The sequence below is a fragment of the Sulfurimonas sp. HSL3-2 genome (assembly GCF_039645965.1).
GTDB lineage: Bacteria > Campylobacterota > Campylobacteria > Campylobacterales > Sulfurimonadaceae > Hydrocurvibacter > Hydrocurvibacter mobilis.
Genome location: NZ_CP147917.1, coordinates 2,023,196 through 2,039,298, shown reverse-complemented (window position 1 = coordinate 2,039,298; position 16,103 = coordinate 2,023,196). Strand labels below are relative to the sequence as shown.

Here is a 16,103-nt window from a genome sequence, read left to right as displayed (position 1 = left end):
TTATATAAACCTTAATTTAAGGTCATTATAAGTTTATGTAGATATACTTTCGCACTTTAATTCGACGAAAGGTTCGAGAATGAAATTTACAAAAATTGCAACTCCTGAACAAATCGATCAAAAATGGGTTTTGATTGATGCTGAAGGGAAGACATTTGGGCGTATCGTAACTGAGATCGCTACTCGTCTTCGTGGTAAAGATAAACCATGTTATACACCTAACTTTGATTGTGGTGATTACGTGGTAGTAGTTAATGCTTCTAAAGCTGTATTCAAAGGTGCTGGTAAGATAGCTGGTAAAGAGTATTTTACTCACAGCGGTTACTTTGGATCAACTAAAAGTGTTAAGATGACTGAGCTTTTAGAAAACAATCCTGAGAAACTATTCAAATTAGCTACTCGTGGTATGTTACCAAAAACTAAACTTGGTGCTAAAATGATCAAAAAACTAAAAGTTTATGCAGGTGCGGAACATCCACATACTGCGCAAATAGCGAAGTAAGGACATTATAGATGGCTAACAAAATATATGCAACAGGACGTCGTAAGTCTTCAATAGCAAAAGTGTGGTTAACTCCGGGTACTGGTAAAATCACAATCAACGGTCTTTCATTAGACGCATGGTTAGGTGGTCTTGAAGCGAAAAAACTTCGTGTAAAACAACCACTTGCATTAACAAAACAAGATACATCAGTTGATATCGTAGCTACTACTTTAGGTGGTGGTTTCGGTGGTCAATCTGACGCATTACGCCACGGTATCTCTCGTGCATTAGTTAAATTTGATGCATCGTTTAGAGCAATACTAAAACCTGAAGGTATGATGACTCGTGATTCACGTACTGTTGAACGTAAGAAACCAGGTCTTAGAAAAGCACGCCGTTCACCTCAATTCAGTAAACGTTAATCGTTTCATGGAAAAAGCCCTTTCGGGTTTTTCCGTTTTTTCCTCTTTACACTTTTTCTTTTTTACCCCTATATTTTTTTACAACACTGATAAAGTCTCTGCATTCAAACGATCTTTTTTTCAGATCAAAAAATAGAAACGATTATTTACGATAAAATAAATTTTTAAAATTCTGGAGATATATATGAACTTTACAAAGATAACTTTACTCGCTGCTTCCGGCCTTTTATTTTTAGGATGCAGTTCCGCTCCAAAAGATACAGTCACAGAGATGTATGACGCTTTATCCAAAGGCGATTTAAAAAAACTGAACGAGTATGCGACAGAACCTACGATAATGCGTTTTAGCATGGGTGCGGCTATGCAATGCCAAACGGACACCAATGAGTATAGCGATACAAATGAGTTCATGAGCGCATGTATGAAAGATTTTTTTAGTCATATGCGCATAGAAGATATTCAGGTAGTTTCAGAGACAGATACGACAGCCACTGTCATAGTCATCGAAAATATAGAGGGGAAAAACTTTAAAGAACATATGCAGCTTGTAAAAGTTGACGGTAAGTGGAAAGTAAATATCGGTCAATAGTTATTTACGACTCCCGCTAATCTTTTTATATTTGATATAATTCACACAAAAAAGAGTTACAGTGCGCTATTTTTACCTTTTGATCATCTTTATATCTTTGCAGGCATCGACTCTGCATCTCTCCACTTCAGCAAACCCCTCACGTTTAAATCCGATCCTTGCGACAGATTCGAGCTCATCAGAGATAGCAGACTTTATCTTTAACGGGCTGGTGAAGTATGACAAAGACTCATCCACCATCATCGGTGATCTGGCAAAAAGCTTTTACTTTGAAAACAACACGACACTTATCTTTAAACTCCATAAAAACGTCAAGTGGCAAGACGGCGAGCCCTTTAGTTCAAAAGATGTGGTCTTTACATATGAACTTATAAACTCAAAGAATGTAGTCTCCCCCTATACGGCAAATTTCAGGATGGTAAAAAGTGTAGAGGCAGTCGACAGTAACACGGTAAAAGTCGTTTATAAAAAACCCTACTTTAAAGCACTCGAGACGTGGATGATGGGGATACTTCCCTACCATATCCTAAAAGATGAGCAAAACCTTATGAACTCCTCTTTTAACACCCATCCTGTAGGTACGGGAGCATACAAGTTAAAACAGCTTGAGTACTCAAAGGACATAGTCCTAAGTGCAAATGACGACTATTTTTTAGGGCGTCCAAAGATAGATGAGATCATCTTTCATGTTATCCCCGACCCGATGACCCGCTTTTTGATGTTAAAGTCGGCTAAGATAGATGTCGGTTCTTTGGAGCCGATGGAGTTTGAAAGACAGGTCGATGAAAGCTTTTTTAAGACATTTAAAAAGTATGAGGATATCGCCCATGCCTATACCTACCTCGGATTTAATCTAAGGAAGAAGAAGTTTCAAGACCCTCGTGTGCGTGAAGCTCTCTCCTTGGCGATTGACAGGGATGAACTCGTTGACATCCTCTTTTTAGGTCATGCAAGAGTCTGTACAGGACCGTTTTTGCCTACAGGATCCGCATTTAACAAAGAGGTAAAAGCGCCTAAACAAAACATTCAAAAGGCAAAAGAGCTTTTACGCGAAGCAGGGTATGATGAAAAGCATCCGCTCACCTTTGAGATAGCGACGTCAAACTCGAGTTCCGTGCGTCCTTATGCTGCGCAGATACTGCAGTACCAGCTTCATAAAGCGGGAGTCAAAGTCACGCTTCGCGTTATGGAGTGGCAGGCATTTTTAAACATGGTAGTCTTTCCCAGAAAGTTCGATACCGTACTGCTTGGCTGGTCGCTCTCATCCACACCCGATCCCTATCTTTTGTGGCACAGCGACAATGATAAAAAGGGTGGATTTAACTTTATTGGGTATCATAATAAAAGAGTTGACCGTGAGATCGAGATGATGCAGAACATGGTCGACAGAGATGCCTTGGCACATGTCTGGCAGAGTATTTTTGCCGATATCGTACAGGACAATCCATATCTGTTTTTGTTTATACCGAACAACATAGCAGTAGCAAATAAAAAGATAAAAAACATTGAGCCGAGCCCTAGCGGAATCTGGCACAATTATAAAGATTGGGAGATGACAGATGAGTGAAAAAAGTACATTCGACAACAGAGCAGACAGCTGGGACAGTTCAAGCATGCGTGTGCAGCTTGCGCAAAATATCTATAATGCGATCGTAAAAGAGGTGTCTCTTACAAAAGAGATGGACGTTATCGATTTTGGTGCCGGAACGGGACTCTTAAGCAGAAACATCGCTTTACATGTAAACTCGCTGCTTGGCATCGATACTTCAAAAGGGATGCTTGAAAAACTTGATGCTTTGGAGATGGATAACGTAGTCTCCTGCTACGGCGATTTTTGTGAGTTTAAGAGCGTCAAAAAGTTTGACGGGATCGTAAGTTCTATGACGATGCACCACATCAAAGAACTGGACAAACTCTTTGAAAAAATGCACGAACTTTTAAAAGAGGGCGGGTTTATCGCCATAGCCGATCTGATGAGTGAGGACGGGACATTCCACGGTGACAACGAAGGCGTGCATCACTTTGGATTCGATGAGACGGATCTCTTCGATATAGCAAAAAAGCACGGCTTTAAAGAGGTGAGATATCAAAAGATATTCGAAGTAGAAAAAGAGGGCAAAGAGCCTTATGGCATCTTCTTGCTGACAGCGAAAAAATGACGATACTTTTTGATCTCGACGGAACATTGATAGACTCGACAGAGGCTATTTTAGAGAGTTTTCACAACTCATACAGGATATTTGGGCTTCCTTCTCCCAAGGATGCAGATATAAAGTCCCTTATCGGTCATCCGCTGGACGTGATGTACAGTTCTTTGGGTGTCGAAGAAAAGATCGTATGGGACATGGTCGATGCATATAAAGAGCATTACAGAGAGATATCTAGAGAAAAAACCATACTTCTTCCCTATGCAAAAGAAGCGATCGAGCTTGCAAGCCAACATGCAAGAGTCGGAATCGTCACTACAAAAACAGGCAAATATTCTAAAATCTTGATGGAGCATTTTAACGTAATGCAACATTTTGAAATCTTAGTCGGCCGAGAAGATGTCACAAACCCAAAACCGCATCCCGAACCGATCCAAAAAGCGATAGATTTCTTAAGTGTTTCTAAGGATGATTGCTGGATGATCGGAGATACCAGAATGGATCTGATTTCTGCAAAAAATGCCGGAGTGAAAAGTGTTGCCGTAGTAAGTGAATATGAGGCTGTCGAGGAACTGAAAAAACACACAGATATAATTAAAACTAATGCGCTCGAAGCTGTCCGAACTATCCTTGATAGGAAGATATAACACAGTTTTATCACTTACATAAATAACATTGCTAAAACAAGCTATATTTAAGAGCAACTTTCATAAAATACAGCAAACATAAAACAATTCTTTTTTGAATTTTAATTGTAAGGGGACTTTATGCTAGAAATCAGATGGCACAGCCGTGCAGGACAGGGTGCTGTTACTGGTGCAAAAGGTTTGGCAGACGTTGTTTCGACAACAGGGAAAGAGGTGCAGGCATTTGCATTTTACGGATCTGCTAAACGTGGGGCAGCTATGACTGCTTATAATCGTGTAGATGACAAACCGATCATGAATCACGAAAAGTTTATGAGTCCAGATTATGTCTTTGTTATAGATCCAGCTCTTGTTTATACGACAGATGTGACTATCAACGATAAAGAGAACACTGTTTATATCATTACGACTCATATGAGTACTGACGAGCTTGTTGCTTCTCAACCAAAACTTGCAGGAAAAAAAGTTTTTACGGTTGATTGTATCAAAATAGCTCAGGAGACTATCGGACGTGCTATTCCAAATACACCGATGCTAGGTGCATTTATGAAGATATCAGAGATGTATGACATAGAGTTCTTCAAAGAGAATATGAAACGTATTCTAGGTAAGTTACCTCAAAAAATCATTGATGCAAATATGTTGGCTATTCAACGTGCATATGATGAAGTGAAATAAGGAGCGAATGATGGCAAATAAAGGATGGGATGAATTCGAAATTGGTGCGATGCTCCGTTCATTTAATGGTCCAATAAGTGACATTGCAACAACTCATCAAGAGGACAGAGATTATTCAGAAAATAACTCTTTCACTGCAAGTGTTGCTGACTGGCGTATAGAAAAACCGGTATTTAACAAAGACTATTGTATCGATTGTCAATTTTGTTGGATATATTGTCCGGATATCTCTATCATCTCTCGTGACAAAAAGATGGTAGGTGTGGATATGGATCACTGTAAAGGTTGTGGTATTTGTGTCGAGGTTTGTCCTACAAATCCGAAATCACTACTTATGTATTCAGAACAAACAGATGAGGAAGAAGCACTAGCTGCTTGGCCTAGTAAAGAGACAGGAGAAAAATAATGGCATTTGATAAAATGGAACTACGTGACATTGAGGTTTGGGACGGTAACTTCGCTGCTGCTCAAGCTATGAGACAGTGTCAGATCGATGTTGTTGCCGCATATCCTATTACTCCGTCGACTCCGATCGTTGAGGGTTACGCTAAGTTCTTAGCTGATGGATATGTAGAGGGTGAATTTGTTATGGTTGAGTCTGAGCATGCTGCAATGTCAGGATGTATCGGTGCTGCAGCTGCAGGTGGACGTGTTGCTACTGCGACTTCGTCTCAAGGTTTCGCACTAATGGTAGAGACACTTTACCAAGCTTCAGGTATGCGTTTACCGATCGTACTTAACGTTGTAAACCGTGCACTTGCTGCGCCGCTTAACGTTAACGGTGACCACTCTGATATGTATCTTGGACGTGACAGCGGTTGGATACAGCTTGATGCTTACAACCCGCAAGAAGCGTATGACCTAAACTTCATAGCTTTCAAAGTCGCTGAAGATCACGATGTACGTCTTCCGTGTATGGTTCACCAAGACGGATTCATGACTTCTCATACAGCTCAAGGTGTAAAAACTTTGACTGATGATCAAGCTTACGGATTTGTCGGTGAATTCCAACCGATGAACGATATGCTTGACCTTGACCATCCTGTTACTCACGGTGTTCAAACTGAAGAGGACTGGCACTTTGAGCATAAAGCTCGTCAACACAGAGACCTTATGCTAAACGTTGCTCCAAAACTTCAAGCAGCATTTGATGCGTTCGAAAAACTAAGCGGACGTAAATACAACATGGTTGAAAAATACGATATGGAAGACGCTGACGTTGCCGTTGTATGTATGGGAACATCAGTTGAGACAGCTCGTGAAGTCGCAAAAGAGATGAGAGCACAAGGCATTAAAGCAGGTGTTGTCGGTCTACGTGTTATCAGACCTTTCCCGTTTGCTGAGATCGCTGAAACATTGAAAGATGTAAAAGCTATTGCTGCACTTGACCGTTCATCTCCAAACGGTGCACCTGGTATGCTATTTAACGAGCTTGCCGGAGCACTTTTTAACACTGACACTAAAGCATTACTTTCTGGTTATGTTTACGGTTTAGGTGGTCGTGACCTTACAAAAGCTCATTTAGTTGACCTGTTCAAAGAGCTTCAAGCTAACGTTGATGCAGGTAAAGTTACAACTCAACTACAACAGTTTATCGGCGTTCGCGGTCCGAAACTGGCATTTTTATAGAAGGAGATTCTTATGAGTGAAATGAAAAAAATAAAAAACTTAAAAGAGTTCTCAACATCAGCGGATCGTTTTGAGGGTGCAAATCTTCTTTGTCCAGGTTGTGCTCACTCTATTATCGTTCGTGAAGTACTAAATGCTACAAACGATGATCTTATCCTTTCTGCATCTACTGGATGTCTAGAGGTTTGTACAGCGGTTTATCCATATACATCTTGGGATGCTTCATGGATACATATCGGTTTTGAAAACGGTTCGACTGCTGTTGCAGGTGCTGAAGCTATGCATAAAGCGCTCAAAAGAAAAGGTCGTCTAAAACAACCTGATCGTGATCCTAAGTTCATCTCTTTTGCAGGTGACGGTGCATCTTACGATATCGGTTTCCAATGGATCTCTGGTTGTATGGAACGTGGACACAACATCATGCACGTTGTACTTGACAATGAAGTATATGCGAACACTGGTGGACAACGTTCATCTTCAACACCTATCGGTTCAAGCGCTACGACTTCTCCGGCAGGTCGTAAAAGCTACGGTGAGAAACAAAACAAAAAAGACATGGTTGCGATCATGGCTTCTCACGGTATCCCATACTCTGCGCAAGTTGCTCCAAATAAATGGAAAGACATGGTCAAGAAGATCCAACACGGTTTTTCAGTTGACGGTCCTGTATTTATCAATGCTATGAGTGCTTGTACAACTGAGTGGAAGTTCGATCCTAAAGACACTATGGCGATCTCTGATCTAGCTACAGACTCTTTAGTGTTCCCACTTTACGAGATCATCGACGGACATGAGTTAAACATCACTTACCGTCCTAAAAACATCGTTCCTGTAGAGGAATATCTTGCAGCTCAAGGTCGTTTCAAACATCTTTTCAAAGATGAATACAAATACCTTATCAAAGAGTGGCAAGAGCGTGTAGATAAGCAATGGGCATATCTACAACGCCGCGAAGAAGCACGCGTCTAATAAAAGCTTCATCTTCAGTGTACCTTGCGTCCAAAACGGACGTCGGTGCACTGCTAGTGCTACCTCAGTCCGACTTGGACACAACTTACACTAAATCTAAAATTTTTAATCCTTGTTTTTAACTTCTACTTTTTTTCTAATATCTTTTAATCTCATACCTTACTTTGAACTTCTCCTCGTTGTTTGCTTTTACATGTACGTCAAAGATGATGTAGCCGTCTTTGAAACTGTGTGGTTGTGATGTGATCACTTTAGCGTTTTCATTTTTTACAAACGGGACTTTGAGCGTGACTGTTTTTGTCTTGTCCGTAGAGTTTTTGATGCTGTAGAGAAGCTCCTCATCAAGATAAGTTTTTGTGCTTGTGCGTTTTACGATGCTCTCGCTTGCTTTTATATCAAACGCTTTTCCTATGGTGACCTTGACGGTATCGTTTTTTGGAGTGTGGGCTATGTTAGCTTCTCCTGTAAAGACCGTGTCGTCTTGAAACTTCGTATAGGTACGTATAACACCTTTAGGAAGCTCATAATCTTTGTTTTTGAAAGTAATGGTCTGATCGACCTGATGTTCTCTCTTTTGGCTTAGATAGTCAGGATGGCTCATCATGGCACTATAGAGTTTTTCTATGAGAATGTTGTTCTTTTGGATGAACTTGATCTGCGTCTTTTCATTGTCGGCAAGAGTCACTTTAAATGGAATGGAGTAGATATGGTACCCCTGCAGCGGAGCAGTTGTTACATCAGTCATGGGAGCCGCTTTTTCGGCAAGCATATCATAAGCTCTTTGTTTATAAACAGGAGTGTTTACTGCTACATCGCCGGCTAAAACAGAAAGCTTCGAGTCGACATATGGCTTACCGCTTCTATTGTCTATGGTGATCCATCCCGTGAGGTCTGCCTTGTCATTTGCAACGCGGAGGATATAGTCGCTCTTCCAGCTAATGCCTCTTACAAGATAATCCACAGAGATATCTTGTTTCATCTTCTTTGGCGAGTAGAGGTTCCACACAAGAGAGGGCTTCAGAATGAGTGTCGATGGGATGGAAAGAAAAGCGAGTTTTTTCGCATCCACACTATAGATATGACCGCGTTCGTTTTTGACGATGGCATTTTGACCGTTAAAAGAGAGCAGGATAGCTTTATCCTCCTCATAACGCACCTCTTCGCCAATGTTCTTTTGCAGCAGTTTAGAGAGTTCGAGCTTATCGTAACGGTACTGTTGCGAAAAGAGGGTCACACTGCTTGGAAGCGATATATTGACGCTGTCGGTGATGATGTTGGAGGCTACTCCGTTATAGATAATGGTGCTTCGGTCTTTGTCTAAATAGAGTTCTCTTTTTTCATGCACGAGTGCAAGATTTGAGTTATAGACTACAAGAGAAGTAGAAAGAGGCTCGTTTGAGATAGTAGAGCCAAAAAGTAAAGAGGAGCCAAGTGTGTAAAGTATCAGTAACTTTTTCATAAGCGACCTTTAAATTTAACTATTAAGAGTATAGCTAAGTTATAGTAATATATAAATAATGATAGAATCTCAAAAAAATTAGGAATGATAATATGAATATTTTATTGGCAATGGACTGTGACGACGTAGAAGAAGCAAAGCTTTGCAAGATAAACGATGTCGTTAAATGGGCGATGCTTGTGGTGGAAGAGGGGCAGGTCGTAGAGATCTTGTTTGCAGATAAGAGAGAAGATTTTGAACCTATTGCAGAGACGGTCGTAGTGTGTGACGACAATGAATATGTCTGGCCTTTTATCGAAGAGCAGATGCAGGTGCTTGTCGCTCATACGCAAAGATATATCGACGACATAGTAGAAGCATATCTGTTTAAAGAACTCCATGATCTCGCGTATTAAAGAGCTGATAAATCCACTTCCCGGATACACCATCTTACATGTAACCTCCAAAGTCGATGAGATGACTTCGATACTCTTGGAGATGCTGGGTGGTGTAGGCGGAAAGCTAAACCTGGCGATCTACAGTGATGAGACAGTAGAGTCGGCTGAGAACATGAGAGTTCAAAACATAGCTAATTATGATGATATGTTTCGAGCTTTGCCCAGAGACAACGATATCGTCATCTTTCATGAGGTGTTTTTAAAGCATTCACAACAGGGAAGGATGCTCAAAAATGCATATATGACGCTCGCTAATGCTGCATATATCATCATCATCGAAGAAGAGGGAAGCATGGATATCCAAAAGGTGAAAGCAACCCTGGAACAGCATGAGTTCCGTGCCCCAAACGAGATAGATATCATAGAAGGGTACGATCTCATTATGGCAAAGAAGATGCACATGTGGGGTAACGGGCTTTAAAAAAAGAGGAGATCCATCCGTAAGAATTGATCTCCGTTATATTATCTCACTCTTTATCAAGTGAATTTACAGCTTTATCAGATTGAAACTGTTGCCACATTACAGCGTCTGAATTGTGTGCCGGTTGTCCTGACGGCTGTGATGATGAACATGCGCTAAAAGTCAAGGCGATCGTTGCCATGATGATAAGTAAAATCGATTTAAGCATTTTAATTTCCTTTTTTATATTATGTGTGTTAGTAAGTAAATATATGCTTAAAGCAGTGAATAGCAGTCTGTTTTGAACGACTACTATTGGCGCTCTAGTTGATAAAAGAAGTTTGTCGCTTCGACAAAACCGTCTACACTTCCGCAGTCGAATCTTTTTCCTTTAAATTTATAAGCGATGACCATCCCTTTTTTAGCCTGTTCACAAAGAGCATCAGTGATCTGAAGCTCTCCGTTTTTACCCGGTTTTGTCTCTTTGATGACATCGAAGATATCCGGTGTAAGGATATAGCGTCCAATGACGGCAAGGTTTGAAGGGGCATCTTCAGTTTTTGGTTTTTCGACCATGTTATCGACCATAAAGACGCCGTCTTCAATCTCTCTACCTTCGATCACACCGTACTTATGTACTTCGTCATGAGGTACTTCCATGGTAGCGACGATACAACATTTATATTTGCTGTAAAGATCTACCATCTGTTTGAGCACTCCCGGACCGTCTGAATTGTAGCAGAGGTCATCTGCCAAGATCACTGCAAAAGGGTTGGCAAATCCGACAAGCACATTGCCTTTGTAGATCGCATCACCCAGACCTTTCATCTCGTTTTGACGGGTATAGGTGAAGGTACATTTGTCAAGGATATTACGGATCTCGCTTAGCATTTCCTCTTTAGAAGAACCTTGGATCTGATGTTCAAGCTCGTAAGAGATGTCAAAGTGGTCTGTTATGGCACGCTTTCCGCGTCCCGTGATGATAGCCATAACGTCACATCCTGCTTCCATCGCCTCTTCGACACCGTACTGGATTAATGGTTTAGTAAGTACGGGCAGCATCTCTTTTGGCATCGCTTTTGTAGCGGGAAGAAAGCGGGTTCCGTATCCGGCTGCGGGGAATAGACATTTTTTTATCATAGGTGTTCCTTTTTATGTGATTGATTTTTAAGCCACATCATCTGATAGGGCTCTAGTGTAATGGTCTCGCCGTCGTCAAATTCTTTGCCGGAAATAAGGTCGATGCATGGGTACTCTTTAGAAAATGGCAGAGTACACTGCACTGTCTCGTTTGCAAAGTTATGAATGGCGAAGATCTCTTCCTCATCTTTTGAACAGACTTGATATATTGTAAAAAGACGCGGATCGATGTCAAAAAACTCAAACCTTCCAAACGGGTTGAATGCCGCTTCATGAGTACGGATAGAGATAAGCTTTTTCATACTGTCAAAGATGCTCTTTGGCAGACTGCCCTGCGTACTTAACTCGTTTTCAAGCCAGTCTATATGGTACTTCTCACGATTGATATTACGGTTGATACCACTGTGTTTGACACCGTCAAGATAGTTACGCGAACCTACCATTGAGTGAAAATATATCCCGGGGACACCGGGCATAGCTAGAAGTGTACCTTGTGCTAAGAGCATGCGTTTTAGGCGGAGGGCATCACTTTCGTCGGGATGAGTGAGGGCGTCTATATAGCTGCAGTTGAGCTCATAAGGACTCTCGGTTCCGTCGGCTTCTGCCCGGTATGAGACCAGACCGCCGTACTCTTGTACCTTTTGTATCATGTAGTCGATCTCGTCATCATTGAGGATGTTTTGAACCGGACGCAGTCCGATACCGTCATGACTTGCCGTAAAATTAAAAAAACAGACTTTGTCATTTGGGAGCTCAAGCGACTGCGCCCACTTCGTCAATGTCTGGGTGTCTTGATGAAGGATGGAGTGTATAAGCAGCGGCGGCAGGGCAAAGTTATAAACCATCTGCGCTTCATCGTCTCCGCTTCCAAAATAGGATACGTTTTCGCTATGGGGGACATTGGTCTCCGTGATGATGATAACTTCCGGTGAGACCTCATGCAGGACTTCACGCATCAGCTGTATCAGTTCATGGGTCTGCTTAAGATGCACACATTCTGTTCCGATCTCTTTCCATACAAATGCGATGGCATCCAGACGGATAAGTGTCGCACCCTTTTCTATGTAGTAAAAAAGTGCGTCCAGGACATTACGCAGAACACGGTGGTTTTTATAGTTGAGATCGACCTGATCTTTACTGAAGGTCGTCCAAATATGGTGGATCTTTCCGGCATTGTCCACAAACTCACTGAGTACGGGTGTTGATCTAGGGCGGATGACTTTTGAAAGGTCAGTTGCGGGATCGACCTCGATGAAATAGTCTTTAAAGTAGCTGTCACCTGCAAGATAGGCTTTAAACCAATCCGAAAACTGGGAGACATGGTTGATGACACCGTCTACCATCAGGCGGTATTTTAAGGCTATGACGTCGATCTCTCTCCATGAGCCCATATGCGGGTCTACACGGCTGTAGTTTACCACCGAAAAACCGCCGTCGGAGGAGGAGGGATAAAAAGGCAGTATATGAACAGAGTTGATGGTGCCCTGAAGATGGTTATCCATAAAATCGCAGAGCGTCTGGAGCGATGGCTCATGGTGGCGCTGGATCTGATCTCCGTAGGTGATGAGGATCACATCTTTTTCACTGAGATGATAGGGTTTTGAGTCGATACGGCTTTTGTATTTGAAGATAAGGTCGATGATCGAGTGGAGTGCCTGCTCGGCGATCGCTTCTGGGTATAGCTGATGCAGGCGTTTGTTGATAGAATGTTCCGGGTTTGAGATGTGCATTATTTATTATCCTCACAAACAAGTTTGACAAACTTATCTGAAAAATGCGGTAGAACAGAACGTACTGTTGTCCATTGAGAGAGTGACGGGACACCCATCGGATCATCATAAAACTCTTCTGCAGCTTTGTTGATCGCCTCTTGAAAAGCATTGACAGCGTTTATCTCTTTTTCACGGTTATATTCTAATCCGTTGACTTTACTCAGTGCATTGTATTTGGAGATCTCAAATCTGGATTCCTGAAAATAGGTAGCTTCAAGGGTCTTAAAAGTCGCTTTTGAAAAAACGACACCCTCCTGCGCCATAAAGCGAAAAAGTGTCTTGGCGATATCGCACGCCATTTTGTAGACACCTCCTCCATCCTCTTTGGAACCTAGCTCTTGGTGCTTATGTTCATAGCTATCCATGATCTCCGTCTGGCAGATACGGCGGTTAGAAGTGTTCTTGTAGACTTCACTGAGTGTCGAGACCTCTAATCCCCAAGTAGGAGAGATGGCGATACCGCGTCCCAAAGAGCGAATAAAAGCAAACTCACCCGAGAGAGCGTAACGAAAGCTCTCCATGTAGTCAAGATAGCGGTTTGAACCGAAGACTTTTGTCAGTGAAGTGATCAAAGGGGTGTAGAAAAGGCGTGTGACTCTGCCGTGAAGACGGTCAGTCACACGGGAGTAAAAGCCCTTATTAAACTCAAAATCAAGAGCAGGGTGGACAATAGGGAAAAAGAGCCGTGCTACGATCTCTCTGCTGTAGTTTACGATGTCGCAGTCATGCAGGGCAAAAGCATATGCATCCTGATCGGTGAGACCGTATCCGAGCATTGTCCAGACATTTCGCCCTTTGCCCGGAGTGTTTAAGCCGGGGAATCCCTCATCGGTTAGCTGGGAGTAAAACTGCTGTATATTGGGTCCGTCGTTCCATAGCACGTCAACTTCACAGGGAAGGACACTCATGCGCTGTTTGACCTCTTCAAACTGCTCCTGAGTCGCGCGATCAAGTCCTAAAATGATCTTATAAAGATATTTGACATCTTTGAGTTCTTCGATGATCTTTTGCATCGCAGGAGTCTCAAACTCGGAGTAAAGAGCCGGCAACAGCAGTACCATATGGTGGCGCTGGGCATAACCTTCGAGCTCTTTTTCCATATCTTCTAAAGAACGTTCACCTAAACGTTGTAGTGTCGTAATAACGCCGTTTTGAAAAAAATCAGCCATCATCTCTCCTGTATTTTGGATTTTCTACAAGCATCAGTACGATGTCTAGCAGATTATTGTGGGTCGGACCGGGTGTAAGCAGTTCATCGGTCGCAGTAAAAAAAGTGTTTGAATCAAACTCTCTTAAATAGTGCTGCGGATCAAGATGGTGGTTCATCGCTTGGATCCTGCTGTGAGAGTCTATAAGTGCGCCTGCTGCACCGGAATTGCCGTCGATCCCGTCTGTTGAAGCACTTAAGAAGGTGATCTCTTTTTCTTCCTTATCAAGTGTATTAAGCAGTGCGAGTGCAAGATGCTGATTGCGTCCGCCACGTCCGATGCCCGTGACTTTGACAGTGGACTCACCGCCAAGAATATAACAGTAACTCTGCTGACTGCGGTCTTTTAAAAGTTTTAGCAGAGTCTTTAAGACAGTCTCTGTGTCGCCTTGCATAGGTGTATCTACTCTACATGTAACGATCCCCTGTGATTTGAGCAGCTGCTCTGCGATTCGCATCACTTCACTATTTGATCCGAGGATATGATGCGTTATATGCTTATGCGGAGATTTGGGAGTTTCGGGATGTATGCCCTCTACACCATCAATCAGATATCTTTGTACAGCTTTTGGAATCTTTTCAAATATATCATACTCACGCAGGGAATCGACGGCATCGGCAAATGTAGATTTGTCGCAATAAAGCGGTCCCGAACCGATAGCGTGAAGATCATCGCCGATTACATCTGAAAGAACAAGGACGATGCCCTCAGCTTGTGTCATTGAAGCAAGATTTCCTCCTTTGACCTTGGAGATATGCTTGCGTACAGAGTTCATCATCTTTATAGGCATACCGCTGCGAAGCATCTCGGATGTAGCGGTTTCGTAATCTTCGAGCGTGATCCCCTCTTGAGGATACTCGACCAAAGCAGAGTTACCGCCTGAGAGCAGATAGATAAAAAGATCCTCACTATCGAGTTCACGTAAACTCTGCATCAATGCTTCGGCTGCCTCAATGCTCGAGGGTGACGGCAGAGGATGCGAGCTTTTGATATAACGGGTATTTGGACTCTGAGGCGTATATGTATAGGGCCCGACAAGCAGGGTCTCTATGATCTTGTCTCCAAGGAGTTCCTGTACAGCTTCTGCCATAGGGATGACCGCTTTACCCGACCCAAGCAGGACGATGCGTTTATAGCGGCTGAGATCATAAACAGTACCGTTTATATGAAGCATCTCTTTTTCAAGGCGGCATTGTTTAGTGATGAGACGCTGGGGTGTTATCTCTTGCAGTGTTTGCATATAGACATCAAAAAGAAGCTGTTTACGAGACATGAAAATACTCCTTTAACACGGTATTCCAGCCCTTTGGACCGGGGTAAGGTGCTTTGATAAGACCTGAAATCTCACACTCTAGGTAACTGCCGTCGGTCTTTGGGATAAGAAAAGCTCTATCTGCACACTTGAGCATCGAGATATCATTGGCACCGTCACCGAGTGCGAGAGCAGTGTAGTTTTTTGCGTCTTTTGCTTCGTACATCTGTTTTACTCTTGCGATGGCAGCCGCTTTATCCTGTCCTTTTGTGATGAGGTGGTAAAACCGTCCTCCTTGAATGACCGCCAATCCATCAGCAGCGGCAAGCTGCTCAAGACGAGGAAGATCTGCGGGATTTTTCATGATGAAAGGTTCGGTGAAGAGACGTTTTTTAGCATCTTGAGCCTGTTTTTGCGCAAGACCTGTAAGACGGATGACCTCTTCAATGCTCATATCAAAAAAGCCTTGTAGTTCAAACTCTTTTGCATATCTTGTAAAAGCGGTGCGTATCTCTTCGTATGTTTTTCCAAAAGCGGTGACATGGGAATTTTGTATGATACCTGCACCGTTTTCTACGATGGCAGGGGTTTGAAGATCGAGTGAGAGCAAGAGTTCTTGCACCTCTGCGGCTGTCTTGCTGGTGACGACCACAAGAGGGATCGCCTGACGTTTGAGATAATGAAGCATCTCAAGAGCAGCATCAAAGCTGTACGTGTCATGATCGAGCAAGGTACCGTCTAGATCAGTGAAAATGATAGTTTTCATGTTTTGTTCGTATACGGACATGCTATATTATAGTGAAATATAGGGCTATATAGAAAGAAACGTGGTCAATTTATAACCAAGTAGAGTAAAGTAATAGCACTATT

At 42.5% G+C, this 16,103-nt stretch carries 19 protein-coding genes; 12 read left to right on the top strand and 7 right to left on the bottom strand.

The genetic code is table 11. The features are described from left to right. Positions 1 to 79 precede the first annotated feature (79 nt). The 10 genes from rplM (at position 80) to WCX87_RS10250 (ending at position 7,565) form a co-directional block, all read left to right on the top strand. Positions 80 to 502, top strand: coding sequence for a 50S ribosomal protein L13 (gene rplM / locus WCX87_RS10295; RefSeq protein WP_345979756.1), 423 nt, complete (start codon positions 80 to 82; stop codon positions 500 to 502). 11 nt (positions 503 to 513) lie between these two features. Next, positions 514 to 906, top strand: a complete 393-nt coding sequence (rpsI, locus tag WCX87_RS10290) for a 30S ribosomal protein S9 (protein WP_345979754.1) — start codon at positions 514 to 516, stop codon at positions 904 to 906. Between the two features lie 184 nt (positions 907 to 1,090). Then, positions 1,091 to 1,495, top strand: a complete 405-nt coding sequence (locus tag WCX87_RS10285; protein WP_345979752.1) for a DUF4878 domain-containing protein — start codon at positions 1,091 to 1,093, stop codon at positions 1,493 to 1,495. 61 nt (positions 1,496 to 1,556) lie between these two features. Then, positions 1,557 to 3,062, top strand: a complete 1,506-nt coding sequence (locus tag WCX87_RS10280) for a peptide-binding protein (protein WP_345979751.1) — start codon at positions 1,557 to 1,559, stop codon at positions 3,060 to 3,062. Continuing rightward, the gene (locus tag WCX87_RS10275; protein WP_345979750.1) at positions 3,055 to 3,654 is read left to right on the top strand and encodes a class I SAM-dependent methyltransferase; all 600 of its coding nucleotides are present in this window, start codon (positions 3,055 to 3,057) and stop codon (positions 3,652 to 3,654) included. Before WCX87_RS10280 ends, WCX87_RS10275 begins: the two co-directional genes overlap by 8 nt. Next, positions 3,651 to 4,289 (top strand): HAD family hydrolase, encoded by a 639-nt coding sequence (locus WCX87_RS10270; protein ID WP_345979748.1) that lies wholly within the window; start codon positions 3,651 to 3,653, stop codon positions 4,287 to 4,289. Before WCX87_RS10275 ends, WCX87_RS10270 begins: the two co-directional genes overlap by 4 nt. A gap of 120 nt (positions 4,290 to 4,409) precedes the next feature. Then, entirely contained in the window at positions 4,410 to 4,967 is a 558-nt protein-coding gene (locus WCX87_RS10265) for a pyruvate flavodoxin oxidoreductase subunit gamma (protein WP_345979747.1), read from the top strand. Between the two features lie 10 nt (positions 4,968 to 4,977). Continuing rightward, the gene (locus WCX87_RS10260) at positions 4,978 to 5,373 is read left to right on the top strand and encodes a 4Fe-4S dicluster-binding protein (RefSeq protein WP_345979745.1); all 396 of its coding nucleotides are present in this window, start codon (positions 4,978 to 4,980) and stop codon (positions 5,371 to 5,373) included. Beyond that, complete coding sequence (locus WCX87_RS10255; RefSeq protein WP_345979743.1) at positions 5,373 to 6,596, top strand: 2-oxoacid:ferredoxin oxidoreductase subunit alpha; 1,224 nt, start codon at positions 5,373 to 5,375, stop codon at positions 6,594 to 6,596. Before WCX87_RS10260 ends, WCX87_RS10255 begins: the two co-directional genes overlap by 1 nt. A 12-nt stretch (positions 6,597 to 6,608) precedes the next feature. Next, entirely contained in the window at positions 6,609 to 7,565 is a 957-nt protein-coding gene (locus tag WCX87_RS10250; RefSeq protein WP_345979741.1) for a thiamine pyrophosphate-dependent enzyme, read from the top strand. Between the two features lie 136 nt (positions 7,566 to 7,701). Here WCX87_RS10250 and WCX87_RS10245 read toward each other — a convergent pair whose 3' ends face one another. Next, positions 7,702 to 9,024: a hypothetical protein gene (locus WCX87_RS10245; protein ID WP_345979739.1), complete on the bottom strand. Its 1,323-nt coding sequence runs from the start codon at positions 9,022 to 9,024 to the stop codon at positions 7,702 to 7,704. Positions 9,025 to 9,116: 92 nt separating this feature from the next. Here WCX87_RS10245 and WCX87_RS10240 point away from each other — a divergent pair, with 92 nt between their 5' ends. Next, the gene (locus tag WCX87_RS10240; protein WP_345979737.1) at positions 9,117 to 9,419 is read left to right on the top strand and encodes a hypothetical protein; all 303 of its coding nucleotides are present in this window, start codon (positions 9,117 to 9,119) and stop codon (positions 9,417 to 9,419) included. Continuing rightward, positions 9,403 to 9,882 (top strand): hypothetical protein, encoded by a 480-nt coding sequence (locus WCX87_RS10235; protein ID WP_345979735.1) that lies wholly within the window; start codon positions 9,403 to 9,405, stop codon positions 9,880 to 9,882. Before WCX87_RS10240 ends, WCX87_RS10235 begins: the two co-directional genes overlap by 17 nt. Before the next feature lie 46 nt (positions 9,883 to 9,928). Here the strand turns inward: WCX87_RS10235 and WCX87_RS10230 are convergent, their stop codons facing one another. The 6 genes from WCX87_RS10230 to WCX87_RS10205 form a co-directional block, all read right to left on the bottom strand. Then, positions 9,929 to 10,090 carry a hypothetical protein gene (locus WCX87_RS10230; RefSeq protein ID WP_345979734.1) on the bottom strand — a complete coding sequence of 54 codons (162 nt, stop codon included), beginning with the start codon at positions 10,088 to 10,090 and terminating at the stop codon, positions 9,929 to 9,931. Between the two features lie 83 nt (positions 10,091 to 10,173). Beyond that, positions 10,174 to 11,001: a UTP--glucose-1-phosphate uridylyltransferase GalU gene (gene galU / locus WCX87_RS10225; RefSeq protein ID WP_345979733.1), complete on the bottom strand. Its 828-nt coding sequence runs from the start codon at positions 10,999 to 11,001 to the stop codon at positions 10,174 to 10,176. Then, positions 10,998 to 12,731, bottom strand: coding sequence for an alpha-amylase family glycosyl hydrolase (locus WCX87_RS10220; RefSeq protein ID WP_345979732.1), 1,734 nt, complete (start codon positions 12,729 to 12,731; stop codon positions 10,998 to 11,000). The genes galU and WCX87_RS10220 overlap by 4 nt, the downstream gene beginning before the upstream one ends. After that, positions 12,731 to 13,942, bottom strand: coding sequence for a glycosyl transferase (locus WCX87_RS10215; RefSeq protein WP_345979730.1), 1,212 nt, complete (start codon positions 13,940 to 13,942; stop codon positions 12,731 to 12,733). Before WCX87_RS10215 ends, WCX87_RS10220 begins: the two co-directional genes overlap by 1 nt. Next, positions 13,935 to 15,254 (bottom strand): DUF4147 domain-containing protein, encoded by a 1,320-nt coding sequence (locus tag WCX87_RS10210; protein ID WP_345979728.1) that lies wholly within the window; start codon positions 15,252 to 15,254, stop codon positions 13,935 to 13,937. Before WCX87_RS10210 ends, WCX87_RS10215 begins: the two co-directional genes overlap by 8 nt. Beyond that, complete coding sequence (locus tag WCX87_RS10205) at positions 15,244 to 15,999, bottom strand: HAD-IIB family hydrolase (protein ID WP_345979727.1); 756 nt, start codon at positions 15,997 to 15,999, stop codon at positions 15,244 to 15,246. The genes WCX87_RS10210 and WCX87_RS10205 overlap by 11 nt, the downstream gene beginning before the upstream one ends. Positions 16,000 to 16,103: the final 104 nt, after the last annotated feature.